This is a genomic window from Gordonia sp. L191 (assembly GCF_030077625.1).
In the GTDB taxonomy this organism is placed as follows: Bacteria; Actinomycetota; Actinomycetes; order Mycobacteriales; family Mycobacteriaceae; genus Gordonia; species Gordonia polyisoprenivorans_A.
Genome location: NZ_CP125996.1, coordinates 3,307,651 through 3,332,789, shown reverse-complemented (window position 1 = coordinate 3,332,789; position 25,139 = coordinate 3,307,651). Strand labels below are relative to the sequence as shown.

Here is a 25,139-nt window from a genome sequence, read left to right as displayed (position 1 = left end):
CGCTACGACGGCTCGGTTACGGCGATATTTCGCCGCGGATCTCGCGCGCCGGGTCGGGGCCTTCAGTGTCTGTGGTGCCCACGGCACCGTCAGGGCCATCAGGGATAGACGGGTCGCGACCACCGAGCGCGTCGATCGTCTCGACCTCGAGTCGACGCGACGTGGGGATGGCCATGGCCAGCGCCGCGGCCACGACACACGCGACCAGCGAGACGATCGACGCGATGAGGTAGCCGTTGGTGTCGGGGACGACGATCGCGCCGCCGGGTAACGAGATCTGCACCGTCGACCAGGTCAGCACCATGCCCACCACCGCGGCCGAGGTGGACGTGCCGACCACTCGCATGAGTGCGTTGACCCCATTGGCCTCGCCGGTCTGCGCGACCGGCACCGCGCGCATGATCAGCGCGGGCATGGCCGAGTAGGCGATCCCGAGGCCTGCTCCGGTGAGGCAGGCGACGATGAGCATGATCCACCACGTGAATCCGCCGGTGAGCAGGAGGACGAGGAACACGACGTAACCGAGGCCGATGACCAGGCCGCCGACAGCCAGCGAGACCCGGGGGCCCGCGCGGTCGGTCAGCCAGGCGCTGACATGGGAGAACACGAACATGAGGATGCCGCTGGGGGCGAGGACGAGGCTGGCCATCAGCATGTCGAAGCCCAGACCGATCGGTGCGCTCGTGGGCGCCATGAGGAGTTGGATGGGCATCAACTGCATCGAGTAGAACGCGAACCCGGTGGCCACCGACGCGATGTTGGTCAGCAGGACCGGCGTGTCGAGGGCGACGCCGAGGTCGATCAGCGGGGTGTCGCGGCGGCGCTCCCAGCGCCACCAGGCGACGGCGACGATCAGGAAGGCGATCACCACGCCGAGCGTCGTGGGCGAGGTCCACCCCCAGCGCGCGCCCTTGGAGAGCGGAAGGAGCAGACACACGAGCATCGCCGCCAGACCGGCGGCGCCGAACAGATCGAATCGGCCCCCGGCCCGACCGCGACTCTCCGGGACGGTCAGGGCGATCCCGACCGCGGCCATTCCGGCGGCGCCTGCGCACAACCAGAACAGGGCGTGCCATCCGATGTTCTGGGCGATGAACGCACTCACCGGCAATCCCAGCGCTCCGCCGACGCCCAGTGATGCGCTCATCGTGCCGACCGAGGAGCCGAGGTGGCGGGCCGGCACGATGTCGCGCATCACGCTGATACCCAGTGCGATGGTGCCGAATCCGAGTCCCTGCAGTCCGCGTCCGATGAGGAAGGGCAGCAGTGCACCGGAGAGCGCGCACAGGATCGATCCGGCTGCAACGCATCCCATGCTGGCGAGCAGCATTCGTCGTTTGCCGTACATGTCACCGAGTCGACCGCCGATGGGGGTGATCACCGCGCCGGCCAGCAGGGTCATCGTGAGTGCCCAGGTGGTGTCCGACGGTGCGGCGTGCAGGAGGTCGGGCAGCTGCGGGATCAGTGGCACGATGATCGTCTGCATCAACGCCACCACGATCCCGGCCGCGCACAGCACCGCGACGGCTGCGCGCGGGTGGGTCTGCGGATGGCTCCCGGACCCAGGATCCGCTGATCCAGAACCCCCTGAGCCAGATCCCCCTGAACCGGGACCCACTGACTCGTAACCCCCAGCGCGATTCGTCGCCGACACCAGCATCAACCTCCGCCGCTCACGCTATCCGACGCCGCCGAACGAGCGATCGGTGGTATTGCCGGAGGGGTCACATGGGCGCCGGGCGGTAGGGGACGGCGTCGCCGATGGTGGCATCGACGTGGATGGCCCGGCCGAGTTGGGGGAAGGCCCGCTGCGGGCATGCCGGGCGATCGCACACCTTGCATCCCGCTCCGATCGGCACGGCCATCCGGGTGTCGGTGACATCGACGCCGGTCGAGTACACCAGTCGATCGGCGTGGGCGAGGTCGCAGCCGAGGCCGATCGAGAAGCCGGTGCGCGGGGTGAGGAAGCCGTGCGGATCGCCGGTGGTGCGGGCGAGCCAGAAGTACGAACGGCCGTCGGGCATCTGCGACACCTGGGTCACGATGCGTCCTGGAGTGGCGAAGGCATCGTGCACCACCCACAGCGGGCAACTGCCGCCGACGCGAGAGAAATGAAACGCCGTCGCCGACTGCCGTTTCGAGATGTTCCCGGCCCGGTCGGTGCGGACGAAGATGAACGGTATGCCGCGACTGCCGGGTCGCTGGAGGGTCGAGAGCCGATGGCAGATCGTCTCGAAGCCCACCTCGAAGCCCACGCTGAGCAGTTCGATGTCGTAGCGGGCGCTCTCCGCGGCGGAACGGAATCGCTCGTAGGGCAGCAGCAGTGCTCCGGCGAAATAGTTGGCGAGACCGATCCGCGCAACCGGAATCGTTGCGGTACTGAGGTTCTCGGCGCCGGCGAGAATGTCGTCGATGGTACTGCCCTGATCCAGGAGGGCCAGCTGGGTGGCGAGTTGGAATGCGCGCTGCCCGGCGCTGAGGCGGCCGGCGAGGTGAATCACCTTCTCGCCCACATCGAATCGGCGTTTGGGTACCGTAACGGCCGAATGCGGGTCGGCGTCGTGGGTGATCGACACGCGGATGTCGAAGCGCCGCCGCAACACCTGCGCCAGTTGGAGATCGAGTCCGCCGATGTGCAAGTCCTCGTCGTCGAAGAGTCGCTCGGCGGCCTCGTCGAGTGCGCCGATGTAGTTCTTGCGGTCGTAGAAGAAGTCGCGCACCTCCTCGAACGGCATGGGTTCATTCGCGATTCCCGGGTCGGTGATCCGGCCGCCATAGGTTTCGAGCTCGGTGGTCGCGGCGGTGAGCCTGCGGTGCAGCGCCACCAGTGTTCGTCCGACCGCGGGCATGCGTCCGACGAGTTCGGTGATCTCCGCGCGCGTCACCTCGGCGGAATCGCTGTGTGCGCCGAGCGCCTCGGCGAGGTCGGCGACGAGCCGCGCGTCGGTGTCGGTGGCGAAGTAGTCGGCGTCGAGTTCGAACTCGCGGGTGAGTGCGAGCAGGACGGGCACGGTGATGGGGCGCTGGTCGTTCTCGAGTTGGTTCACGTAGCTCGTCGATATCTCGATGCGCCGGGCCAGCGCGGCCTGCGAGAGCCCGCGCTCGTCGCGGAGTCGGCGCAGTCGCGCGCCCACGAACATCTTCGCCATGGCAGGCACAGTACCCCGCCGCGGTGTTCACAACATTTGCAGAATCTCACGGGCAGATCCACCAAAATACACATCTGCCAGGTCTTTCGCGTACCTTCCGGGCCTGCGTACGGTGCAAACATGATCAATCACGACGTGCGGACCCACCGCAGCTCCGAGGACTTCCCGCAAGCCGAGCATCTCGCGCAGAAGATCGCCGAGGTCGCCACCGATCCGGTCGCGGTGCCCGCCGAGACCGCCGAGATGGTGGTGAACCGCATCATCGACAACGCCGCGGTCAGCGCCGCCTCGGTGATCCGACGCCCCGTCACCAGCGCTCGGGCGCAGGCCTTGGCGCACCCGCCCGCCGCAGGTGCCGCGGGTGCGGCCGTGTTCGGCGTCGACGGCCGGTACTCGCCGGAGTGGGCGGCGTGGGCCAACGGTGTGGCGGTGCGCGAGCTCGACTTCCACGACACCTTCCTCGCCGCGGAGTATTCCCATCCCGGTGACAACATCCCCGCGCTGGTCGCGGTGGCCCAGCACGTGGGTGCCTCGGGTGCCGATCTCATCCGGGGTCTGGCCACCGCCTACGAGATCCAGATCGACCTGGTCCGCGGAATGTGCTTGCACGAGCACAAGATCGACCACGTCGCCCATCTCGGACCGTCCGTCGCAGCGGGTTTGGGCACCATGCTCAAGCTCGACGAGGAGACGATCTACCAGGCGATCGGACAGGCACTGCATCTGACCACCGCGACGCGTCAGTCCCGCAAGGGGTTGATCTCGAGCTGGAAGGCCTACGCACCGGCGCACGCCGGAAAGATCGCCATCGAGGCGGTGGACCGCGCGATGCGCGGCGAGGGGGCACCGGCGCCGATCTGGGAGGGTGAGGACGGCGTCATCGCGTGGCTGCTCGGTGGCCCCGAGAAGACCTACCGGATTCCGCTTCCCGGCCCGGGGGAAGCGAAGCGCGCCATTCTGGACAGCTACACCAAGGAGCATTCCGCGGAATATCAGAGCCAGGCTCCGATCGACTTGGCGCGGCGTATACGTGAGCGCATAGGCAACCTCGACGACATCGAGTCGATCGTCCTGCACACCAGCCATCACACGCACTACGTGATCGGTACGGGCTCGGGGGACCCCCAGAAATTCGATCCGTCCGCCAGCCGGGAGACCCTCGACCACTCGGTGATGTACATCTTCGCGGTTGCCTTGCAGGACGGCACCTGGCATCACGAGGCGTCCTACGCCCCCGAACGCGCCGCCCGCCCGGACACGATTGCCTTGTGGCGCAAGATCTCCACGGTCGAGGATCCCGAGTGGACGCGCCGATACCATTCCACCGATCCGGCCGAGAAGGCGTTCGGCGCCAAGGCTGTGATCACACTGACCAACGGTGAGATGATCACCGATGAACTCGCGGTCGCCGACGCCCACCCGCTCGGCGCTGCGCCGTTCGCGCGAGCCGCCTATGAGGCGAAGTTCGCGGCGATGGCGCAGGGGGTGGTCGACGCGGAGGAACAGCAGCGATTCCTGGTGGCTGCTGCCGGGCTCGGCGACCTCGGGGCGGGCGAGCTCGGCGCGCTCAATGTGCGCGTCGAGCCGACCGTTCTCGACAAGGCGCCGACCATCGGCTCGGGGATCTTCTGATGAGCGAGCCGACCTCGGGACTGTTCTCGGCCCGCACTTGCGCGGCTGACAAACGCAAGGCTCTGCGCGCGGCCCTGGCATCGGGCGAGTTGCAGCGTTGGCCCGGTGCCTTCTCGCCGCTGGTGGCAAAACTGATCGCCGATATCGGCTTCGAGGGCATCTACATCTCCGGGGCGGTTCTCTCGGCGGACCTCGGTCTCCCCGACATCGGACTCACCACCCTGACGGAGGTCGCGGGGCGCGGCGCACAGATCGCGAACTCCACCGACCTGCCGAGCCTGATCGACGCCGACACCGGGTTCGGTGAGCCCATGAGCGCGGCCCGCACCATCGCCGCACTCGAGGACGCCGGGCTGGCCGGCTGTCATCTCGAGGATCAGGTCAACCCCAAACGGTGCGGTCACCTCGACGGCAAGGATGTGGTGCCCACCGGCGAGATGCTGCGCCGGCTGCGCGCGGCGGTGTCGGCGCGCCGCGACGACAGCTTCGTCATCTGTGCCCGCACCGACGCCGCGGGTATCGAAGGTCTTGATGCCGCGATCGAGCGGGCCAAGGCCTACGCCGACGCGGGCGCCGACCTGATCTTCACCGAGGCGCTCACCGATCTCGCCGAGTTCGAAAAGTTCCGTGCTGCTGTCGATGTGCCGCTGCTGGCGAACATGACCGAGTTCGGCAAGTCTCGGTTGCTCACCACCGAGCAGTTGCGCGATGTCGGCTACAACGCGGTGATCTATCCGGTGACCACCTTGCGGATCGCGATGGGTGCAGTCGAGCGCGGACTCCGCGAGATCGACTCCGCGGGAACACAATCCGGACTACTCGACGAGATGCAACACCGCAGCAGGCTCTACGAGTTGCTCCGGTACGCCGACTACAACGCCTTCGACTCCGAACTGTTCACCTTCACTCTGGAAGGAACCCGGCCGTGACACCGACCAGCAAGACAGCGTCCGCTCATCCGACTCCGAGGATCCACAAGGGTCTCGCCGGCGTGGTCGTCGACACCACCGCCATCTCGAAGGTGGTGCCCGAGACCAACTCCCTGACCTACCGTGGCTACGCGGTTCAGGACCTCGCAGCGCACTGCTCGTTCGAGCAGGTCGCTCATCTGCTCTGGCACGGCGAACTGCCGACCGACGCCGAACTGGCGGCCTTCACGCAGCGGGACCGAGCGCTCCGTCGGCTCGACCGTTCGACACAGGCCGTGCTGGCCCGCATCCCGGAGAACTGCCATCCGATGGATGTGGTGCGCACCGCGATCAGCTTCTTGGGTACCGAGGATCCCGACGAGGACAACGCGTCGCCGGCGGCGAATCTCGAGAAGGCCCAACGCATGTTCGCGGTGCTGCCGACCATCGTCGCGGCCGACATGCGCCGCCGCCGTGGCCTCGATCCGATTGCGCCGCATCACGGACTGGGCTATTCGGAGAACTTCCTGAATATGTGCTTCGGTGAGGTACCCGATCCGGTGATCGTTCGGGCATTCGAGAAGTCGATGGTGCTCTATGCCGAACACAGCTTCAATGCCTCCACGTTCGCCGCACGCGTGGTCACCTCCACGCAGTCCGACATCTACAGTGCGGTCACCGCGGCGATCGGAGCACTCAAGGGATCGCTGCACGGCGGGGCGAACGAGGCGGTCATGTACGACATGATCGAAATCGATCGTCCCGAACGTGCACGGGAATGGTTGGAGGCCAAACTGTCTCGAAAAGAGAAAGTCATGGGATTCGGTCATCGGGTGTACAAGAATGGCGATTCCCGCGTGCCGACGATGCACGCCGCGCTCGAGGAGATCTCGCACCATCTCGGCGATACCCGGTGGCTCGCGATCTATCACGAGCTCGCCGACGAGATGTCGAGTCGCACCGGCATCAAGCCCAATCTGGACTTCCCGACCGGACCGGCCTATCACCTGATGGGCTTCGACATCGCTTCGTTCACACCGATCTTCGTGATGAGCCGGATCACCGGCTGGACGGCGCACATCGTCGAGCAGACCGCGGCCAATGCCCTGATCCGTCCGCTGTCGTCCTACGACGGACCGGCCCAGCGCGTTCTCATTGCTTAGGACTGGTTGCCCTGCTGCTGGGCTCCGCGCGATAAGGTCGCCGTGGGGGCATGTGCATCGGGTCCATTTGTAGCGGGACAACGACAGAAACGGATGAGCAGCATGTTCGACAAGGTTTTGGTGGCCAACCGCGGCGAGATCGCGATCCGAGCGTTTCGCGCGGCGTACGAACTCGGCGCCCGCACGGTCGCGATCTTCCCCTACGAGGATCGCAACTCCCTGCATCGGTTGAAGGCCGACGAGTCCTATCAGATCGGCGTCCCCGGGCATCCGGTACGCGCGTATCTCTCGGTCGACGAGGTGGTGGGCGCGGCGCAGCGATGCGGCGCGGATGCGGTGTATCCCGGCTACGGGTTCCTCTCGGAGAACGCCGGTCTCGCACGGGCATGCGCGGCGGCCGGCATCACCTTCGTCGGTCCCAAGGCCGACGTGCTCGACCTGACCGGCAACAAGGCGCAGGCGATCGCGGCGGCACGGGCCGCGGGTCTGCCGGTGCTGTCCTCCTCGGAGCCGTCGTCGGATGTCGACGAGTTGGTGACGGCCTCGGAACAAATGCAGTTCCCGGTGTTCGTCAAGGCGGTGGCCGGTGGCGGTGGCCGTGGGATGCGGCGCGTCGACGACCCGTCGACTCTGCGGGAATCGATCGAGGCGGCCTCGCGCGAGGCGGAAGCGGCCTTCGGAGACGCGACGGTATTCCTCGAGCAGGCCGTCATCAATCCACGTCATATCGAGGTGCAGATCCTCGCCGACACCCACGGCGACGTCATCCATCTGTTCGAACGGGACTGCAGTGTGCAGCGGCGTCACCAGAAGGTGGTGGAGCTGGCCCCGGCGCCCAATCTCGATCCGGTGCTGCGCGAACGGATCTGCGCCGACGCGGTCGCCTTCGCCCGGCAGATCGGCTACTCGTGTGCGGGCACGGTCGAATTCCTCGTCGACGAGCAGGGCAGACATGTCTTCATCGAGATGAATCCACGAATCCAGGTGGAGCACACGGTGACCGAGGAGATCACCGATGTGGACCTGGTGGGTGCGCAGCTGCGGGTGGCCTCGGGTGAATCGCTGGCCGACCTCGGTCTGACGCAGGACGCGATCACCGTGCACGGCGCGGCGATGCAATGCCGGATCACCACCGAGGACCCGGCCGCCGGCTTCCGGCCCGACGTCGGGCGGATCACCGCCTACCGCACGCCCGGTGGTGCCGGTATCCGCCTGGACGGCGGAGCCAACCTCGGCGGTGAGGTCAGCGGCCACTTCGATTCCATGCTGGTCAAACTGACCTGCCGCGGCCGGGACTTCGCGACCGCCGCGCGCCGGGCCCGACGGGCACTGGCGGAGTTCCGGATTCGTGGTGTGGCCACCAATATCCCGTTCCTGCAGGCGGTTCTCGACGACCCGGACTTCCGGGCCGGGCGGGTGACGACGTCGTTCATCGACGAGCGACCCTGGTTGCTGACCACCGGCGGATCGGCCGACCGCGGCACCCGCATCCTGGAGTACCTCGCCGACGTGACCGTCAACAAGCCGCACGGTGAGCGGCCGTCCACGGTGTACCCGCGGGACAAGCTGCCCACCGTGGAGCGCTCGGTGCTCGGAGCGCCGCCTGCCGGTTCCAAGCAGCGGCTGACCGAGCTGGGCCCGGAGGGATTCGCCCGGGCACTGCGTGATTCGCCGGCCGTCGGGATCACCGACACGACCTTCCGCGACGCCCACCAGTCGCTGCTGGCGACACGGTTGCGGACCTCGGCGCTGATCACCGTGGCCCCGTATGTGGCGGCGCTGACCCCGCAGCTGCTGTCGGTGGAGTGCTGGGGTGGCGCAACCTACGATGTGGCGCTGCGCTTTCTGAAGGAAGATCCGTGGGACCGGTTGGCGCAGCTGCGCGAAGCGATGCCCAACATCTGCCTGCAGATGCTGCTGCGCGGCGCGAACACCGTCGGCTACACCCCATATCCGACGAAGGTGACCACCGCCTTCGTCGCCGAGGCCACCGCCACCGGCGTGGACATCTTCCGGATCTTCGACGCGCTCAACAACATCGAGCAGATGCGCCCGGCGATCGACGCGGTCCGCGAGACCGGCACAGCGGTCGCCGAGGTGGCGATGAGCTACACCGGTGACCTGGCGAACCCGGCCGAGGACCTCTACACCCTGGACTACTACCTGCGGCTGGCCGAGCAGATCGTCGACGCCGGAGCGCACATCCTGGCCATCAAGGACATGGCGGGCCTGCTGCGTGCGCCCGCGGCCACCAAGCTGATCACCGCCCTGCGCACCGAATTCGATCTGCCGATCCACGTGCACACCCACGACACCCCCGGTGGTCAGCTCGCCACCTATCTGGCGGCGGTCACCGCCGGTGCCGACGCGGTCGACGGGGCATCGGCGGCGCTGGCCGGCACGACCAGCCAGCCCCCGCTGTCGGCGATCGTGGCCGCCTTCGCGCACTCCGAGCACGACACCGGTCTGGATCTGGGTGCGGTGTGCGACCTCGAACCGTACTGGGAGGCGATCCGAAAGGTCTACGCGCCCTTCGAGTCCGGCATTCCAGGACCCACCGGGCGGGTGTACTCGCACGAGATCCCGGGCGGCCAGCTCAGCAACCTGCGGCAGCAGGCGATCGCCCTGGGCCTCGGCAATCGCTTCGAGGCCGTCGAGGAAGCCTACGCATCCGCCGATGCGATGCTGGGCCGTCTGGTGAAGGTGACCCCGTCGTCGAAGGTGGTCGGTGACCTCGCGCTTGCACTGGTCGGTCAGGGCATCGAGCCGCGTGACTTCGCGAACGACCCGGCCGCCTACGACATCCCCGATTCGGTGATCGGATTCCTGCGCGGCGAGCTGGGGGACCCGCCCGGCGGATGGCCGGAACCGTTGCGCACCAAGGCACTCGAGGGCCGCCGCCCCGCCGAGCCGGTCGTCGACCTCGCCGCCGAGGACTCCGCCGCGCTCGACGTCGCGGGGCGGACCCGGCAGGAAACGTTGAACCGCTTGCTGTTCCCCGGCCCCACCAAGGAGTTCACCGAACACCAGGAGGCCTACGGCGACACCTCACGGCTCTCGGCGAACCAGTTCTTCTACGGGCTGCGCTACGGCGAAGAACACCACGTCGAACTCGAACCCGGTGTGGTGCTGCTCATCGGCCTCGAGGCGATCAGCGACGCCGACGAGCGTGGCATGCGGACCGTGATGTGTGTGATCAACGGCCAACTCCGCCCGATCGCGGTGCGTGACCGTTCGATCGACTCCGCGGTGCAGGCTGCCGAGAAGGCCGACCGGGCCAATCCGGGTTCGGTCGGGGCGCCATTCGCGGGTGTGGTGTCGATCTCGGTGGAGGTCGGCGACGAGGTGGCCGCCGGTGCGGCGATCGGCACCATCGAGGCCATGAAGATGGAGGCCACCATCACCGCACCCGTCGGCGGGAAGGTCACCCGTGTCGCGGTGGGCGCGGTCACCTCGGTGGCGCCGGGGGACCTGCTCATCGAGATCGGTTAGGCCCGCCGGCCGCGGTCGCCGGGTGTTCCGATCTCGGCGACCAGCGCACCGATCTTGATGCCGATGCACAGGCTCGCGAAGGTCGCGGGCGTCGTCTGAAGTGCGTGCGTGTCGAAGGAGGCGAGGGCGACCAGCCCCACGGTGCCGGGCACCAGCAGCAGGAATGCGGGCTGGAAGGAGATGGTCGCGGGGACGGCGACGGTGAGTCGTTCGATCATTCGGGCCGCGACGAACAGCACCGCGGCGCTCACCCCGGTGGCCACCACATTGCCGACCCAGGCGGACGCCGCGGTGAGCACCGCGTAGGTGCACACCATCACGCCGACGCTGAGCGCGGCGAGCTTGAGCCCGGAGCCGAAGGCGCAGCCGACGCCGACGGCGAGTGCGACGACGCCGATCCACGACAGCCACAGCGGTGGTAGCGCCTGCCACCCGTCACTGCCGGCCACCGAGGAGATCTGCCCGACCAGGGCTGCGGAACCCGGATCGATCCGTAGGCCGGTCACCGCGGCGCCTGCGGCGATGCCGCCGGCCATGAAGCCGAGCATGATCAGTCCGTAGAGCAGGCGCGCGGAGCCGGTGACGATGTCGGTGGCCGTCAGTTCCAGCAGGGCATTGGTGATCAGTGCGCCGGGCACGAGGATCGCGATCGGCGCGCACACCCCGAACAGCGGCACCGAGCCGGCGCCCACCGCCGACGCGACGGAGGCGACGACGAGGGTCGAGACGAAGGCGGCGACGAACGGCACGATCGCCGCACCACTCTCGATCCGATCGAGGATCGTCTTCAGGATGCCGACCAGTCCGCCCGCGGCCATCGCGATGAGGATCGCCCACCACGGGCAGCGGAACACCGTGGCCAACCCGCCGGCGACCAGTGCGCTGCCAAGAATCCAGGACAGTTGCGGGTGGGTGCGCGGCATCGCGCGAATGCGGTCGATTCGTTCGGGCAGACCGTCGAGCGGCACCGCCGCCGAGGTCGTCTCGTGGACCAGTCTGCTCGCGTGGGCCGACTGCCGAAACGAGAGCTCGGTGGCGTCGGAGTGGAACATCCGGACCGTGCCGGTCTCGGGCCTGGTGACGAGAACGGCTTCGGGCAGCACCGAGAACGTCAACGCCCGGGCCGTGCGGGGGTGTGTGCCGGCCGCCTGCTCGAGTGCGGCGCGGACGTCGGTGACCGACAGACCCGCGTCGAGGAGCAGTGCGCCGAGATGGCCCAGATGCCGCGCGGCCGCGGTCTCGTCGGCATCATGTGGATGGGGCTCGTGCGGATGTTCTCCGGACGGCTGTGGGTCGGTCACCCGGGATCGGCCTCCTGATGTCGGCGGTGGGGTCTCAGCGCACGACGCTGCGTGCGAAACGGGTGACCTCGTCGGCGGCGTTGAGATAGCGGTACGGCTGCGAACTCGGGAAGCTGATGCTCTCGCCGGGGCCGAGTTCGGTTGCCGAGGAATCGAATTCGATGCGTAACCGGCCGGTGGCCACCACGATGATCTCCCACCATCCGGGTGGATCGGGCTCGGCGTCGTACCGATCACCGGGGCCCAGCGTCCACGCCCACAACTGCGATTCCTGGGAGGCGGGGACGCTGGCGAGCAGCCGGCCGACGCTCGCCTCGTGGTCACCGCGCCAGGCGAGGACGTTGAGGTCGGTCGGCCCGTCGCCGAGGGTGTCCGGGTCGCGCACCATGTCGACGAAGGTGACGTCGAGTGCCTCGGCGAGGCGGTCGAGGCTGGCCAGGCTGATGTTGGTGTCGCCGCCCTCGACCTTGACGATCATCCGGCGACTGATCCCCGATGCGTCGGCGAGTGCGGCCTGGCTCATGCCGGACTCCTGGCGGAAGTGTCGAAGGTTGTGGGACACATGCGCCAACACGTCCGCCCGATTTGCCATGCGCACTATAGTACCGATAGCTTGTCGACCATGGTCAGGTGCACTATGTTGCGCAAGCCGGAGCTGCTGCTCCGGCCGGAGTCGGCGCTGCTCGCGGTCACCGCGGTGTGGGGAGGGACCTTTCTCGTCGTCCACACCGCAGTGCAGCACAGCGGGCCGTTGTTCTTCGTCGGGCTGCGGTTCGTGCTCGCCGGGCTCCTCGGGCTGATGGTGTTCGGGCGAAAGTTGCGCGGGGTGACCCGCGCGGACATGGGTGCGGGGCTGGCCATCGGGGCGATGATGGCCGTCGCCTACAGTCTGCAGACCTTCGGCCTCCAGACCATCAGCTCGAGTGCCTCGGCGTTCATCACCGCGTTGTACGTCCCGCTGGTGCCACTGGCGCAATGGGCGATCTTCCGCAAGGCGCCGGGCGTGATGAGTTGGGTGGGCGTGGTGGCGGCCTTCGCCGGATTGATGCTGCTCGCCGGTGGGACGGGCGGCGGGATCGGCTTCGGCACAGGTGAACTGGCGACCCTGATCGGAGCGGTGGCCTGTGCCGGGGAGATCGTGCTGGTCGGGTTCTTCGCGGGCAAGGTCGACATCGCCCGCGTCACCATCATCCAGTTGCTCGCCGGCGGCGTCTTCTGCTTTGCCGCGATGCCGGTTGCCGGCGAAGATGTTCCGTCGTTCTCCTGGGTCTGGCTGGGTGCCGCACTGGCGATGGCGTCGGCGAGCATCGTCATCCAGTTGACCATGAACTGGGCCCAGCGCCACGTCAGCCCGACCCGGGCGACGGTGATCTACGCCGGAGAACCGGTCTGGGCGGGGATTTTCGGGCGTCTCGCGGGCGACCGGCTCCCGCCCGCGGCTCTGTTCGGTGGAGTGCTGATCGTTCTCGGCGTGCTGGTCAGTGAATGGCGGCCACGCTCACGACGTGCCGTCGAGCAGGACATCACACCGGTGCCGGCTCCTGCGAATGAGGGCGGCATTGGGGTCGTCGACCGACTCGATCCACCGCCGGGCGTTCTCGGCGCTGCGGCCGGCGCCGACATGGCGAACCGATAGTCGTTCCCGCCGAACATCATCGGGGACGTCGACGAACCACAGACGGTCGATGAGGTCGCGTACCGGCGACCATTCACCGTCGAGGGCGAGGTAATTGCCCTCGACGACAAGCACCTTCGCGGTGGCCGGGATGATCAGCGCCGCCGCGATGGGCTCGGCGACGCCGCCCCCGACCCCGCGGTGATCAAAATCCGGTGCGTAGACCTCTCTTCCGGGGACGGCCGCGCGGCGGAGCAGCGAGACGAATCCGTCGACGTCGAAGGTGTCGGGCGCGCCGCGACGATCGGTACGGCCCAGACGCTGCAGCTGCTGGTCGCCAGATGGAACCCGTCCATCGGTAGATAGCCGACCGCGTCGTCGCCGAACCTCTCGGTGAGGTCGGCGACGACGCGGCGGGCGATGGTGGTCTTGCCCGCGCCCGGCGGCCCGGTGAAGCCGGCCACGAATCGTGGTGTGTCCGCGGCCGCCTCGATGATCTCCGTCGTCGGCGTCATGTGCCGCGACTCTAGACCATCGAGAACGGTGTGGTCATCGGGACGGCCGCGGGGGCACCGGGCACGGGGCGATCAGTGACCCGGGCCGAAGAAGCTGACGTCGTCGTTGCCGATGAGGTCGGGAACGGTCCAGCCGTCGAGGTCGTATTCGGCCAGGCAGGCCTCCGCGAGACCCTTCATCTGATCGACCCCGCCGCGATTCTGTGCGGCGAAGAGCAACTCGGCCTTCACGTTCTCGTGGTTTCCCGAATAGTTGCGCTCGTAGAGTTCGTGGCGGCCACCGAATTCGGAGCCGATCGAATCCCACAGTGCCTTCATGACCTTCACGCGGTCCACGGCGGTGATGCCGTTCGAGCCACGGACGTACTTGTCGAGGTAGGGCCGCACGGTCGGGCTCTTGAAGTCGGCGGCGCTCGAGGGCAGATAGATCAGCCCCGACGCGACGTCCTGTTCGATGATCTCCTTGATGCGCGGATAGCCCTGCATCATGAACATGCGGTAGGTCAGGCCGTACTCCAGGCGTGGGATGACGGTGTCGCCGATCCAGGGCTCGGGGTTGTGGGCCATGGCATCGGTCAGCGTCCAGAAGAGATTGCGCCAGCCGATCACCTCGCCGACGCGGGTCTGCACACCGCGGAACCCGCCCGAGCCGGTGCAGTCGAGGGCCTTCATCAGCAGGCCGGCGATGAAGTCGAGCTTCACCGCGAGACGGGTGCACCCCTGGAAGGTGAAGCGCGGCAGGAAACCCGACTGCGGGAAGAACGCGTTGATGCGTTCGACGTCGCCGTACATGAACACGTTCTCCCACGGCACCAGCACCTTGTCGAAGACGAAGATGGTGTCGTTCTCGTCCATCCGACTCGAGAGCGGGTAGTCGAACGGCGAGCCCATCACCGCGGCCTGCTGGGTGTAGGACGAGCGGCAGATCAGTTTGATGCCGGGTGCGTCCATCGGCACCGTGCAGATGAGCGCGAACTCCTTCTTCTTGATCGGCAGGCCGTAGTGGGCGATGAAGTTGTAGTTGGTGATCGCCGAGCCGGTCGCGACCACCTTCGCGCCGGACACCACGAGCCCGGCGTCGGTTTCCTTCTCCACCTTCATGAACACATCGCCGACCTCGTCGGGCGGCAACTGGCGATCGACCGGCGGGTTGATGATCGCGTGATTCCAGTAGAGGACCTTCTCCTGTGACTCGCGGTACCAGCGCTCGGCGTTGGCCTCGAACGGTGCGTAGAGATCCTTGTTGGCGTGCAGGGTGCCAAGGAAGCTGGCCTTGTAGTCGGGGGAGCGGCCCATCCAGCCGTAGGTCATGCGCGCCCACTCGGCGATCGCGTCGCGTTCCTTGATGAGATCGGCCGAGCTGGTGGAGGCCTTGAAAAACGGCATCGTCACGCCGCCGTTGCCGGTGTCGGTCGGTGCGGTCACCTTGTCGCGGGTGGCCGGGTCGTGCATCGAGTCGTAGAGGCGCGCGGTCATGCGGATGGGGTTGCGGAACGCCGGATGGGTGGTGACATCCTCCACGCGCTCGCCGTGCAACCAGATCTCCCGGCCGTCCTTGAGCGACTCGATGTATTCGTCACCGGTCATCGGCCGGGTCGCGAAATTCTTGGTGTTGTTGGCGGGGGCGTCGGCAGCCGGGTTGGTCTGCGGGGCGCCGGTGGCGGTGGGGTCGCCCGCGGGACGTTCGATCGTGGTCATGATTGATACCTCTTTCTGATGGATGGGTCGAAAACCTTGATGAATCAGGCGGATGCGGTGGTGTGTTCGGGATCGTCGTTGTGGGCCAGGTGAAATGGGGTGAAGGTGGTCGTCGAGTCGAACCAGCCCGAGTGCGGGTCGTCGGCGCACAGCGTCCACAGCGAATTCACGCTCGGCTCGCCGAGATCGTGAAAAGTGCTGCGGTAGTACAGCAGCGGAGGCTTCCCCGAGGTATGGGCATCGACGATCTCGCCGATGTAGATGATGTGATCGCCGCCGTCGTAGCTGCGCCACGGCACGCAGCTGAGTACCGCGGCGCTGCCGGACAGGACAGGTGCGGTCGGGCCGTCGACCCAGGTGGGGCCGGGTTGGGCGGGCCGCCCGGCGAAGTGCATCGCGATGTCGAGCTGGTCGGCGGCCATGATGTTGACCGCGAACGGCGCATCGGTCAAGTAGTTGCACGCCTTGGACTTTCGCGTCAACGTCACCTGGCACAGGCGCGGTTCGAGGGACACCGCGGTGAAGGCCGTGACCGTTGCACCGTGCGGCTCGCCATCGGAATTCGCACACGTGATGACGGTGACGCCACTCGCGAACTGGCCGAAGACATTCTGTAGGGCTTTGCGTTCCACGTGACCTCTCCTTTCGATGAGGTGGGATGTGAGGTAGAACATAAAGCGACCGCCGCGGTGTCCACGATCCGCCGAACGCGATGACGATCCACATTGCGCGGCGAAGTCGTGAGGAGTGTCCGATGAGCCAGATCGAGCGGCTTCGCATCCCGGGGGATCCGGAGTGGGAAGCTGCGTCGGCGGCGGTCTCCGACGCGTACTTCCCGCATGAACTGAGTCCGCGGGACGCGGGTGGAACCGCCCTCGACGTCGACGTCGCGGTCACCGTGCTCGGACCGTTGCGGATCGCGCGGATCGGATGGGGTGCCGAGGTGGCCATCCACTCCGACCATCCCGGCGCCTACGGCATCAACGTCCCGCTCGGAGGGGTCCTGGAAACCAGCGTCGCCGGAACCTCGGTGGTCTCCACGAGTGGTCTCGCCACGATCAACCCGCCCGACACGCCCGCCGAGATCACCCGCTGGTCGAGTACCTGCACGATCGTCGGGGTCAAGATCGACCGCGACTTCCTGCAGCGCGAGGCCTGTCGGGTGACCGGGCGTCCGGACACGACGATCCCCGAACAGCTCGACCTGCACTCGCCGGAAGGGGCGAGCTGGTTCCGGCTGGTCCGGTCGATCGCCGGCCAACCCGCCGACGACCCGCTACTGGCGAACCCACTCATCGCCGAGCAACTCGCCGGCTCGTTGACCGACGCCTTCTTGTTGGCCGCGGTTCCCGACGATTCCGCCGAGCACACGCGACCGCAACCGCGGATCGTCACACGGGTGCTCGATGCGATGCGGGCCGATCCGGCCCGGCCGTGGACGGCCGCCGACATGGCGGAGGTGGCCGGGATCAGCGTGCGCCGCTTGCAGGAAGGGTTTCGTGACTACGTCGGCAAAACGCCGCGAGAATGCCTCACCGACATCCGATTACACCGTGTGCACGACGAATTGTGTTGCGAGGAAGCGGATTCGGTGACCACCGTCGCGATGCGCTGGGGATTCACCCACACCGGCCGGTTCGCGGCGGCATTTCGCAAGAGGTACGGCGTGGCACCGTCCGATGTCGCCCGCACGCGCGGGCGGTAGTTACCAGCCGAGGTCGGTCGTTCAGGGCGCCGGGGCGCGTCATCGTCGTACCGTGTGACGCATGACCGCTGCACACGCCCAGTTCGGCTTGATGTCGCTGGATCAGTGGCGTGCGTTGCCCGAGGAACCCGAGTATCGGGTCGAACTCCAGCAGGGTGTGCGCATCGTGTCGCCACGACCGACGAAGGCACACGCGCGCGCCGTCTTCCGGCTGTGTGCCCAGGTCGACGAGGCGCTTCCGACTGGCTGGGAAGCGCTCCCGGAGGTCGAGGTGGTCATCGATCCTGCGACGCCGGCCACGGTCCGAGTGCCCGATATCGTCGTGTGTCGTAGCGACGCACCCGAACCTCTGGCCGCGGCGGACGTGGCGATCGCCATCGACATCGTGTCGCCAGGCTCTCGACGGACTGATCACGTCACCAAGCGCAGCGAGTACGCCGATGCCGGGATCGCCCACTACTGGATCGTCGACCTGGGGCGGCCGACCACGCTCACCCCACTCACCCTCACCGACCACGGCTACTCCGGCGTTCCGGTGACCGGGCATCACACGTCGACCGCGCCCTTTCCCCTGACCATCTCGCTCACCTTCTGACGTCGAATCGCGAGCGTGCGAGCCGCTCCGCACTCTCCGGTAAGGTGTGCCGGGTTGCGTGCCACCAGGTGATCCCGCGGTGACACCGGATGTCCCGGCGCGCCGGAACGGAGTCGGAGCACATGTCCCCGCGCGTGTCACTGTCCACGACGACCTCGCCCGCGCACGACCAGTCGGTGTGGGCGGCGCTGCGTTCACCGCGACGGCTGCGCACCGAGGTTCTGGCCGGGCTGGTGGTCGCGCTCGCGCTCATCCCGGAGGCGATCTCGTTCTCGATCATCGCCGGCGTCGATCCGCGCGTGGGTCTGTTCGCCTCGTTCACCATGGCGGTCACGATCGCGATCGTCGGTGGCCGCCCGGCGATGATCTCCGCGGCCACCGGTGCGGTGGCCCTCGTCGTGGCCCCATTGGTGAAAAGCCATGGGCTGCAGTACCTCATCGCCGCCGTCATCCTGGCCGGGGTGTTCCAGCTCATCCTCGGCGGCCTCGGCGTCGCCCGGCTGATGCGGTTCGTTCCGCGCAGCGTCATGGTGGGATTCGTCAACGCGCTGGCCATCTTGATCTTCGCTGCCCAATTGCCCCATCTGATCGGCGTGCCGTGGCTGGTGTATCCGCTTGTCGCCGTGGGTGTTCTGATCATCGTCGGATTGCCGAGACTGACGAGCGTCATCCCGGCGCCGCTCGTCGCGATCGTGGCGCTGACCGCGGTGACGCTCGCGGTCGGCTGGTCGGTGCCCGATGTCGGCGACGAGGGCAAACTGCCCGAGCACCTACCCTCACTGGTCCTGCCGGACGTGCCACTGACCTGGCACACGTTGTCGGTGATCGCGCCGTACGCGTTCACCATGGCGCTGGTCGGGTTGCTCGAATCGTTGATGACCGCGAAATTCGTCGACGACCTCACCGACACCCACTCCAACAAGTCACGCGAGGCGATGGGGCAGGGCGTGGCAAACGTGGTCACCGGATTCTTCGGCGGCATGGGCGGCTGCGCGATGATCGGACAGACCATGATCAACGTCAAGAGTTCCGGTGCGCGCACCCGGATCTCGACCTTTCTCGCCGGTGTCTTCCTGCTGATCCTGGTCGTCGGACTCGGCGATATCGTCGCGCTGATCCCGATGGCCGCACTCGTCGCCGTGATGATCATGGTGTCGGTCGGCACCATGGACTGGCACAGCATCAACCCGACGACGTTGCGGCGCATGCCCAAGAGCGAAACGGTGGTCATGCTCGTCACCGTCGCCGTCACGGTGGCCACACACAACCTGGCCTACGGTGTCGTCGTCGGTGTGCTCACCGCGATGGTGCTCTTCGCGCGGCGGGTCGCCCACGTCACCGAGGTCGTCGTGGTGGATCACCCGGACCCCGACACGCGCGTCTATCAGGTGCGCGGAGAACTGTTCTTCGCGTCCAGCAACGACCTGGTCTACCAGTTCGATTACGTGGACGACCCGACGACCGTGATCATCGACATGAGTGCGTCACATGTCTGGGATGCGTCCACCGTCGCGGCACTCGACGCGATCGTCACCAAGTACGCGGCAAAGGGCAAGAGCGCCATTATCATCGGGTTGAACCCCGATAGTGCCGAACGGCTCGAGCGCCTCAGCGGGCACCTCGCGGGCGCTCACTGAGGCAGGCAAGGAGGGCGCGGGGAGGACCTGGGGCCGCACACCCGGGTCCTCCCGACCGGCCTCCGTACTCCGCGCAACCGACCGTCGGTCTCAGTTGGCCAGTGCGCGAGTGGCTTTGGCCGCCGAGACCAGATTCGTCAGCGCCGCGGTCACCTCGGTGGTGCCGCGAGTCTTGAGGCCACAGTCCGGATTCACCCACAGGCGCTGCGGCCCGACGGCATCGAGCGCCGCGCGCAACGACGATTCGATCTCGGTGACGTCGGGGACACGCGGTGAGTGGATGTCATACACACCCGGCCCGACGCCGTTGGCGAATCCGATGGCGTTGAGGTCGTCGAGGACCTCCATGCTCGACCGTGCCGCCTCGATCGAGGTGACATCGGCGTCGAGTTCGGCGATCGCACCGATGACCTCGCCGAACTCCGAGTAGCACAGATGGGTGTGGACCTGCGTGGCGTCGGCGACGCCCGAGGTGGCCAGCCGGAATGCCCGGACCGCCCAATCGAGGTACGCGGGTTTGTCGGCGTCCCGCAGTGGGAGCAGTTCACGCAGGGCCGGCTCGTCGACCTGGATGATGCCGATACCGATCCGCTCGAGATCGATCGCCTCGTCCCGGATCGCGAGGGCGATCTGGTCAGCCGAGTCGGACAGGGGCTGATCGTCACGCACGAACGACCACGCGAGAATCGTGACGGGTCCGGTGAGCATGCCCTTGACCGGCTTGCCGGTCAGCGACTGGGCGTAGGCGATCCAGTCGACGGTCATCGGCGCCGGGCGGGACACGTCGCCGAACAGGATCGGCGGACGCACGCACCGAGTCCCGTAGGACTGCACCCAGGCGTGGGCGGTGGCGAAGAAGCCGTCGAGCTGCTCGGCGAAATACTGCACCATGTCGTTGCGTTCGGGTTCGCCGTGGACGAGCACATCGAGCCCGATCTCCTCTTGCAGCGCAACCACATCGGCGATCTCCGCCCGCATCCGACGGATGTACTCGGCGTCGTCGATCGCACCGGAGCGCAGCGCGGCGCGCGCCAGTCGGATCGCCGAGGTCTGCGGGTAGGAGCCGATCGTCGTGGTGGGCAACGGCGGGAGATTCAGCCGCTCGGTCTGCGCAGCCGCGCGGGCCGAGGCATCGCCGCGCGTGCGTTCGGCGTCGGTGAGGGCGGCCAGACGCTCACGCACCGCCGGATCGTGCACGCGCGGATCGGATTCGCGGGTGGCCAATGCGGCGGCAGCGGCATCGAACGCGTCGGCCTGAGACGGCCGACCGTGGCGCAACGCCCCCGACAGGATCGCGACCTCGCGGTACTTCTCGGCCGCAAAGGCCAGCCAACCGCGCAGGTTGTCGTCGAGTTCGGTTTCGGGTTCGACGGAATACGGCACGTGCAGCGTCGAGCACGAGGTAGACACCGCCAACGACCCCGCCGACCCGAGCAGGGTGCCCAGGGTGGCCAGCGCTTTCTCGAGATCGGTTCGCCAGATGTTGCGCCCGTTGACCACGCCGGCGACGACGTGCATGTCGGCCAGTTCGGGAACGTCGGCCACCGTATCGACGGAGCCCTCGATCAGATCGACGGCCACCGCCTCGATACCGGTGCGCGCGAGGGCGCGCACGCTGTCGCGGGCGTCGCCGAAGTACGTGGCGACGCAGAGTGCCGGTCGTGAGTTCGCTTGCGCGAGGGTCGAGTACACCGATCCGGCCAGCGCGGGGAGGCGTTCTGCGGCATCGGTGACCAGGATCGGTTCGTCGATCTGTACCCACTCGACCCCGGCCGCGGCAAGACGGGCCAGCAGGTCGAGATACAGCGGCAGCAGCTCGTTGACGCGATCGAGCGGAGAGCCCTCGCCTGCGGTGTCGTGGGCGGATTTCGACAACGCGAGGAAGGTGATCGGCCCGATGACGACCGGGCGTGCGGTCACGCCGGCGGCCTGCGCCTCGGCCACCTCGGCGAGAACCTTCTCCGGGTGCAGGGAGAAGGCGGTGGCGTCACCGATCTCGGGCACGAGGTAGTGGTAGTTGGTGTCGAACCACTTGGTCATCTCCAGCGGTGTGACGTCGGCGGTGCCGCGGGCCGCCGCGAAGTAGCGGTCGAGGGGATCGGTGATGTGTGCGACCCGCTCGGGCAGGGCGCCGAGCAGCACGGCGGTGTCGAGCATCTGATCGTAGTAGGAGAAGGTGTTGACCGGAATCGAGTCGAGGCCGGCCGCCGTGAGCGCCGCGATGGTGTCGCGCCGCAGCCCGGCGGCCACGGTCTCGAGGCCGGCGGCGTCGATGCGCCCGGCCCAGTAGCTCTCGATCGCGCGCTTGAGCTCACGGTGTGGCCCGATGCGTGGTGTGCCGAGCACGGTGGCGGAAAACGGGGTCGTCCGTTGGGACATGGGTGGTGCACTCCTGCAATGGTTTCCGACGGTCCGTCGCCGTTGCAGGGCGTGCCGAAGGGACGCCGGAGAGAACGTGCACGGCATCCGCGCATCACCTGGCACTCGCTTCGACCTGCGCCCATTCCACGAGGCGACGAGCCACCGGCCGCGGCGCGGCCGGTACAGCAGGCAGGTCTTCGGACTCGTCGGCGGGCGACCATCAGGTCGCGGTCCTAGTGGCCGTCGCTTCCCGGACGCGTGCGTCCAGTGCTCGATGACGGCGGTCGTTCCGACATACCGCTGCGGGACAGTTCCGGATTCGCACCGGATTCCCTCTTACGACGCCGGACCCAGACGCGGGGCCTCCATGACATCGGAGGCCACGACGGACGGGGCGGCGAACCAACTGCACCGCCGAGCATAGAGGATGCCCCCGGATATCGGTGTGCGCGCCCGGTCAGCTACCGCGATAGGTGGAGTACGAGTACGGGCTCAGCAGCAGCGGGACGTGGTGATGCCGTTCGGGATCGTCGACGGTGAAGCAGATGTCGACCTCCGGGTAGAACCCCCGGATGTCGTTGTCGGCGAACCACTCTCCGGTGTCGAACACCAGATGGTAGATGCCGGGCACGAGCGGGTCGGTGTTCACCTGCGCGATGCGACCGTCGGAATCGGTGACGCCGGAGGCGACTTCGCCGCCCGCGGCATCCTGCAGGGAGACCCCGACGCCCACCGCGGGTGCACCGGAGACCGCGTCGAGGACATGGGTGGACAGACCGGTCATCTCGGTGGTTCGCTCCTCGTGGATCGCCTGCGCTTCTCAGTCGTCAACATACTCGATCGCCGGGGTGAGCATGCGCTGCAGTCGACTTCGGTTGATCTTGGCCAACTCCATCCGCAGCACCCTCCGCTCGGTCGCCGGGTCGTTGCGCATCCGCTCCTTGAGGATGGCCAGCAACTCCGCCGCGGGCCGCCCATTGGCGAAGACAAGGTACACGTGCCCGAACTTCTCGTCGTAGGCCTTGTTGAGCTCCTTGAGTTCGGCCAACACCGCCGGATCGGCGCCGGTCACCCCGGACTGCTCACGCGTGGAGGACGCGTTGTCCGGGCGGTCGCCGATCCGGGGGTGACCGGCCAGGGCCTCGTCGAGGTCGGCATCGGTGAGCTCGGCCAGGATGAGATCGGCATAGGAGAGCAATGCCTCGTCGTCGGAGAACGGTCGGGCCTTGGCCACACGCAGTGCCCAGATCGACGAACTACAACACTCGTAGAGCGTGCCGATGGCCTGCCGTTCGGTCAGCTCGTTGAAACTGGGCAACCCGCGCCAGTCGACTCGTCGCACGCCGATCAGCCTAGGAGAGTTCGGGCTGACGGCCGAATCGCACCGACGTCAGCGGGTTGGCATCGGCAACCAGATCGTCGAAGCGATAGTTGACGATCTTGGCGATCTCGATGAGTGCGAACGACTTCTCGGAGGTCTCCGAGTTGTCCATGCGGGACCAGCCGTTGCGCAGCACGCGGTCGTAACGCTCGGTCTCGCGGGCGCAGATCACCAACGGGAACCCGAAGTGCTCCCGATAGGCGGCAGCGAGATTCACGACGTTCTCGTGCTCGGTCTCCTCGAGGTGCGACAGACCCTTGTGGTCGACCGCGATCAGCTCGCCGGTTTCCTCGTCCTCGGCGCCGAGGTCGGGGAAGGCCTGGATGAGGTCGAGCTGTTGGGTGTCGCTGCCGGTCAGCATCGCCTCCTGGAAGGCGCTGCGCAGATCGTGGACATCGTCGAAAGGCCGCTGCTCCCAAGCCCTGTCGAGAACCCAGTCGACGCCCTGAACGACCTCGCCGAAGGTCTCGCGGAACTTCTCCCTGCTCATCGTGTTCACCTCGTCGAGCGTGATCGAGCCGCCCCCGGCGACGGCCGGTCCCTTGCTGCCGATGTGGAAGAACAGGATGTTCATCAGGATCGCGGTGATCGCACCCATGGTGATGCCGGTGGAGAAGGGGATCTGCAGGATGCCCGGAACGGCGATGTCGACGCCGGGCAATTCCGGGACCTTGACCTCCGCTCCCTTGTCCAAGATGGTCGTCGGTGCCGACGACTGTGAGAACTGGACGTAGAGGGCCACGGCGATGGAGGTCGCCGCGATCGACAGGTTGCGGTGATCGGTGAAATCGACGGTCGTCAGCGTCTGGATGCCGACGATCGCGACCGTCGCGAACATGATGAGTGCGGCGCCGCCGAGAACCGGGGAGGGGATCGACCCGACGATGTTCGCGGTCTTGGGCAGAACACCCAGGATGATCATGATGCCACCGGCGCAGGCCACGACGAACCGGCTCTTGACCCCGGTCATCCGAACCAGGCCGACGTTCTCGGAGAACGCCGTGTACGGGAAGGAGTTGAAGCTGCCGCCGATGATGGTGGCGATGCCGTCGGCCCGGACGGTGGCGGCGATGTCCTCCTTGCGGATCCGTTTGCCGACGATCTCCCCGGTCGCGAAGACCGACCCCGTCGACTCCACCGCGGTCACCATGAGTACCACGATCAGCGACACGATCGCGATGAGATCGAACCGGGGCCATCCGAAGGCGAACGGCGGGGTGAAGCCGACCCAGCTCGCCTCGGCGACCCGGTCGAAGTGGGCGTCGCCGAAACACCATGCGACGAAGGTCATCACGCCGAGGCCGAGCAGGATCGAAATGGTCGCCCAGAAGCCACGGAAGAATCGCTGCATCAGCACGATCAGGACGATGGTGCAGATGCAGTAGACGACCCACCGGCCGTTGCCCGCATCGTGTGCGCCGGTCGCGCTGTTGGGGTCGGTCACCGCATCGCCCGCACCGACCGGGATCAGGCTGATGCCGATGATCGTGATGACGGTGCCGGTGACCACCGGCGGGAAGAAGCGGATCAGCTTGGCGAAGAACGGTGCGATCAGGAAGGTGAACACGCCGGCCGAGATCACCGCGCCGTACACCGTCAGCAGGCCGACCCGACCACCACCGTGATCGTTGGCGATCTTGATGACCGGGGCGAGCGTCGTGAAGGTGATGCCCTGCAGCAGCGGGAGCCGAACACCGATCTTCCAGATGCCGACCGCCTGCAGCAGCGAGGCGATGCCGCAGGTGAACAGGTCGGCGGTGATGAGCATGGTGAGCGCCTGATCGTCGAGCCCGATGGCGTTCGCGATCAGCAGCGGGACGAGGACGGCACCGGCGTAGAAGGCGACCACGTGCTGGAACCCGAGGGTGACGAGTTTGCCGAACGGTGGTACCTGATCGACCGGATGGACGCGCTTGCGGCGTCCCTGGGGGGCGGCGGCCGGAGCCGAATCCGTGGCCATCGACATACTCCTCGTGACGGTGAGATC

General features: G+C 67.3%; 19 protein-coding genes and 1 riboswitch. Of the genes, 8 read left to right on the top strand and 11 right to left on the bottom strand.

All coding sequences use genetic code 11. The features are described from left to right. Window positions 1–16: 16 nt before the first annotated feature. Both QNM97_RS15065 and QNM97_RS15060 read right to left on the bottom strand, forming a co-directional pair. Window positions 17–1,519 carry an MFS transporter gene (locus QNM97_RS15065; protein ID WP_502874901.1) on the bottom strand — a complete coding sequence of 501 codons (1,503 nt, stop codon included), beginning with the start codon at window positions 1,517–1,519 and terminating at the stop codon, window positions 17–19. 205 nt (window positions 1,520–1,724) lie between these two features. Further along, window positions 1,725–3,149 carry a short-chain fatty acyl-CoA regulator family protein gene (locus tag QNM97_RS15060; RefSeq protein WP_283819204.1) on the bottom strand — a complete coding sequence of 475 codons (1,425 nt, stop codon included), beginning with the start codon at window positions 3,147–3,149 and terminating at the stop codon, window positions 1,725–1,727. A 120-nt stretch (window positions 3,150–3,269) separates the two neighbouring features. On the opposite strand from QNM97_RS15060, the gene prpD reads away from it, so the two are divergent. The 4 genes from prpD (at window position 3,270) to QNM97_RS15040 (ending at window position 10,344) form a co-directional block, all read left to right on the top strand. Next, window positions 3,270–4,781 (top strand): 2-methylcitrate dehydratase PrpD, encoded by a 1,512-nt coding sequence (gene prpD / locus QNM97_RS15055; RefSeq protein WP_283819203.1) that lies wholly within the window; start codon window positions 3,270–3,272, stop codon window positions 4,779–4,781. Continuing rightward, a complete protein-coding gene (prpB, locus tag QNM97_RS15050; protein WP_283819202.1) occupies window positions 4,781–5,710 on the top strand; it encodes a methylisocitrate lyase in 930 nt (309 codons plus the stop codon). The genes prpD and prpB overlap by 1 nt, the downstream gene beginning before the upstream one ends. After that, entirely contained in the window at window positions 5,707–6,852 is a 1,146-nt protein-coding gene (locus QNM97_RS15045) for a bifunctional 2-methylcitrate synthase/citrate synthase (RefSeq protein ID WP_283819201.1), read from the top strand. Before prpB ends, QNM97_RS15045 begins: the two co-directional genes overlap by 4 nt. A 102-nt stretch (window positions 6,853–6,954) precedes the next feature. Next, on the top strand, window positions 6,955–10,344 hold the full coding sequence (locus QNM97_RS15040; protein WP_283823213.1) for a pyruvate carboxylase: 3,390 nt from the start codon (window positions 6,955–6,957) through the stop codon (window positions 10,342–10,344). Here QNM97_RS15040 and QNM97_RS15035 read toward each other — a convergent pair. Both QNM97_RS15035 and QNM97_RS15030 read right to left on the bottom strand, forming a co-directional pair. After that, entirely contained in the window at window positions 10,341–11,645 is a 1,305-nt protein-coding gene (locus tag QNM97_RS15035) for a threonine/serine exporter family protein (RefSeq protein ID WP_283819200.1), read from the bottom strand. The two genes, QNM97_RS15040 and QNM97_RS15035, sit on opposite strands and share 4 nt — an antisense overlap. 34 nt (window positions 11,646–11,679) lie before the next feature. Further along, entirely contained in the window at window positions 11,680–12,237 is a 558-nt protein-coding gene (locus tag QNM97_RS15030; protein ID WP_283819199.1) for a helix-turn-helix domain-containing protein, read from the bottom strand. Window positions 12,238–12,267: 30 nt separating this feature from the next. Here QNM97_RS15030 and QNM97_RS15025 point away from each other — a divergent pair, with 30 nt between their 5' ends. After that, window positions 12,268–13,281: a DMT family transporter gene (locus QNM97_RS15025; RefSeq protein ID WP_349632332.1), complete on the top strand. Its 1,014-nt coding sequence runs from the start codon at window positions 12,268–12,270 to the stop codon at window positions 13,279–13,281. 134 nt (window positions 13,282–13,415) lie between these two features. On the opposite strand, the gene QNM97_RS26515 is transcribed toward QNM97_RS15025, so the two are convergent. The 3 genes from QNM97_RS26515 to QNM97_RS15010 all read right to left on the bottom strand — a co-directional run bounded on the left by QNM97_RS26515 (window position 13,416) and on the right by QNM97_RS15010 (window position 16,105). Further along, on the bottom strand, window positions 13,416–13,775 hold the full coding sequence (locus tag QNM97_RS26515) for a hypothetical protein (RefSeq protein WP_349632331.1): 360 nt from the start codon (window positions 13,773–13,775) through the stop codon (window positions 13,416–13,418). Between the two features lie 72 nt (window positions 13,776–13,847). Then, window positions 13,848–15,473 (bottom strand): 4-hydroxyphenylacetate 3-hydroxylase family protein, encoded by a 1,626-nt coding sequence (locus QNM97_RS15015; protein ID WP_283819198.1) that lies wholly within the window; start codon window positions 15,471–15,473, stop codon window positions 13,848–13,850. Window positions 15,474–15,517: 44 nt separating this feature from the next. Then, window positions 15,518–16,105 carry a flavin reductase family protein gene (locus QNM97_RS15010; protein WP_208795692.1) on the bottom strand — a complete coding sequence of 196 codons (588 nt, stop codon included), beginning with the start codon at window positions 16,103–16,105 and terminating at the stop codon, window positions 15,518–15,520. 122 nt (window positions 16,106–16,227) lie between these two features. On the opposite strand from QNM97_RS15010, the gene QNM97_RS15005 reads away from it, so the two are divergent. From QNM97_RS15005 to QNM97_RS14995, 3 genes are all read left to right on the top strand, one after another. After that, window positions 16,228–17,178, top strand: a complete 951-nt coding sequence (locus QNM97_RS15005) for an AraC family transcriptional regulator (RefSeq protein ID WP_283819197.1) — start codon at window positions 16,228–16,230, stop codon at window positions 17,176–17,178. Between the two features lie 61 nt (window positions 17,179–17,239). After that, window positions 17,240–17,773 carry a Uma2 family endonuclease gene (locus QNM97_RS15000; protein WP_283819196.1) on the top strand — a complete coding sequence of 178 codons (534 nt, stop codon included), beginning with the start codon at window positions 17,240–17,242 and terminating at the stop codon, window positions 17,771–17,773. Between the two features lie 122 nt (window positions 17,774–17,895). After that, window positions 17,896–19,410 carry a SulP family inorganic anion transporter gene (locus QNM97_RS14995; protein WP_283819195.1) on the top strand — a complete coding sequence of 505 codons (1,515 nt, stop codon included), beginning with the start codon at window positions 17,896–17,898 and terminating at the stop codon, window positions 19,408–19,410. Between the two features lie 90 nt (window positions 19,411–19,500). On the opposite strand, the gene metE is transcribed toward QNM97_RS14995, so the two are convergent. From metE to QNM97_RS14975, 4 genes are all read right to left on the bottom strand, one after another. Further along, window positions 19,501–21,789 (bottom strand): 5-methyltetrahydropteroyltriglutamate--homocysteine S-methyltransferase, encoded by a 2,289-nt coding sequence (metE, locus tag QNM97_RS14990; RefSeq protein WP_283819194.1) that lies wholly within the window; start codon window positions 21,787–21,789, stop codon window positions 19,501–19,503. Window positions 21,790–21,942: 153 nt separating this feature from the next. After that, a riboswitch (cobalamin riboswitch) is annotated at window positions 21,943–22,153 on the bottom strand. A gap of 75 nt (window positions 22,154–22,228) precedes the next feature. Continuing rightward, window positions 22,229–22,555: a hydroxyisourate hydrolase gene (gene uraH / locus QNM97_RS14985; RefSeq protein ID WP_006367451.1), complete on the bottom strand. Its 327-nt coding sequence runs from the start codon at window positions 22,553–22,555 to the stop codon at window positions 22,229–22,231. Window positions 22,556–22,591: 36 nt separating this feature from the next. Beyond that, the gene (gene uraD, locus QNM97_RS14980; protein ID WP_014359575.1) at window positions 22,592–23,113 is read right to left on the bottom strand and encodes a 2-oxo-4-hydroxy-4-carboxy-5-ureidoimidazoline decarboxylase; all 522 of its coding nucleotides are present in this window, start codon (window positions 23,111–23,113) and stop codon (window positions 22,592–22,594) included. Between the two features lie 10 nt (window positions 23,114–23,123). Then, window positions 23,124–25,112 carry a solute carrier family 23 protein gene (locus tag QNM97_RS14975; RefSeq protein WP_283819193.1) on the bottom strand — a complete coding sequence of 663 codons (1,989 nt, stop codon included), beginning with the start codon at window positions 25,110–25,112 and terminating at the stop codon, window positions 23,124–23,126. Window positions 25,113–25,139 lie beyond the last annotated feature (27 nt).

Excerpts from the sequence above, each read along its gene's own strand:
- QNM97_RS15060 (WP_283819204.1), bottom strand. The coding sequence starts at position 3,149 with ATGGCGAAGATGTTCGTGGGCGCGCGACTGCGCCGACTCCGCGACGAG.
- prpD (WP_283819203.1), top strand. The coding sequence starts at position 3,270 with ATGATCAATCACGACGTGCGGACCCACCGCAGCTCCGAGGACTTCCCG.
- prpB (WP_283819202.1), top strand. The coding sequence starts at position 4,781 with ATGAGCGAGCCGACCTCGGGACTGTTCTCGGCCCGCACTTGCGCGGCT.
- QNM97_RS15040 (WP_283823213.1), top strand. The coding sequence starts at position 6,955 with ATGTTCGACAAGGTTTTGGTGGCCAACCGCGGCGAGATCGCGATCCGA.
- QNM97_RS15030 (WP_283819199.1), bottom strand. The coding sequence starts at position 12,237 with ATGGCAAATCGGGCGGACGTGTTGGCGCATGTGTCCCACAACCTTCGA.
- QNM97_RS15025 (WP_349632332.1), top strand. The coding sequence starts at position 12,268 with ATGGTCAGGTGCACTATGTTGCGCAAGCCGGAGCTGCTGCTCCGGCCG.
- QNM97_RS26515 (WP_349632331.1), bottom strand. The coding sequence starts at position 13,775 with ATGACGCCGACGACGGAGATCATCGAGGCGGCCGCGGACACACCACGA.
- QNM97_RS15015 (WP_283819198.1), bottom strand. The coding sequence starts at position 15,473 with ATGACCACGATCGAACGTCCCGCGGGCGACCCCACCGCCACCGGCGCC.
- QNM97_RS15005 (WP_283819197.1), top strand. The coding sequence starts at position 16,228 with ATGAGCCAGATCGAGCGGCTTCGCATCCCGGGGGATCCGGAGTGGGAA.
- QNM97_RS15000 (WP_283819196.1), top strand. The coding sequence starts at position 17,240 with ATGACCGCTGCACACGCCCAGTTCGGCTTGATGTCGCTGGATCAGTGG.
- QNM97_RS14995 (WP_283819195.1), top strand. The coding sequence starts at position 17,896 with ATGTCCCCGCGCGTGTCACTGTCCACGACGACCTCGCCCGCGCACGAC.
- metE (WP_283819194.1), bottom strand. The coding sequence starts at position 21,789 with ATGTCCCAACGGACGACCCCGTTTTCCGCCACCGTGCTCGGCACACCA.
- uraH (WP_006367451.1), bottom strand. The coding sequence starts at position 22,555 with ATGACCGGTCTGTCCACCCATGTCCTCGACGCGGTCTCCGGTGCACCC.
- QNM97_RS14975 (WP_283819193.1), bottom strand. The coding sequence starts at position 25,112 with ATGGCCACGGATTCGGCTCCGGCCGCCGCCCCCCAGGGACGCCGCAAG.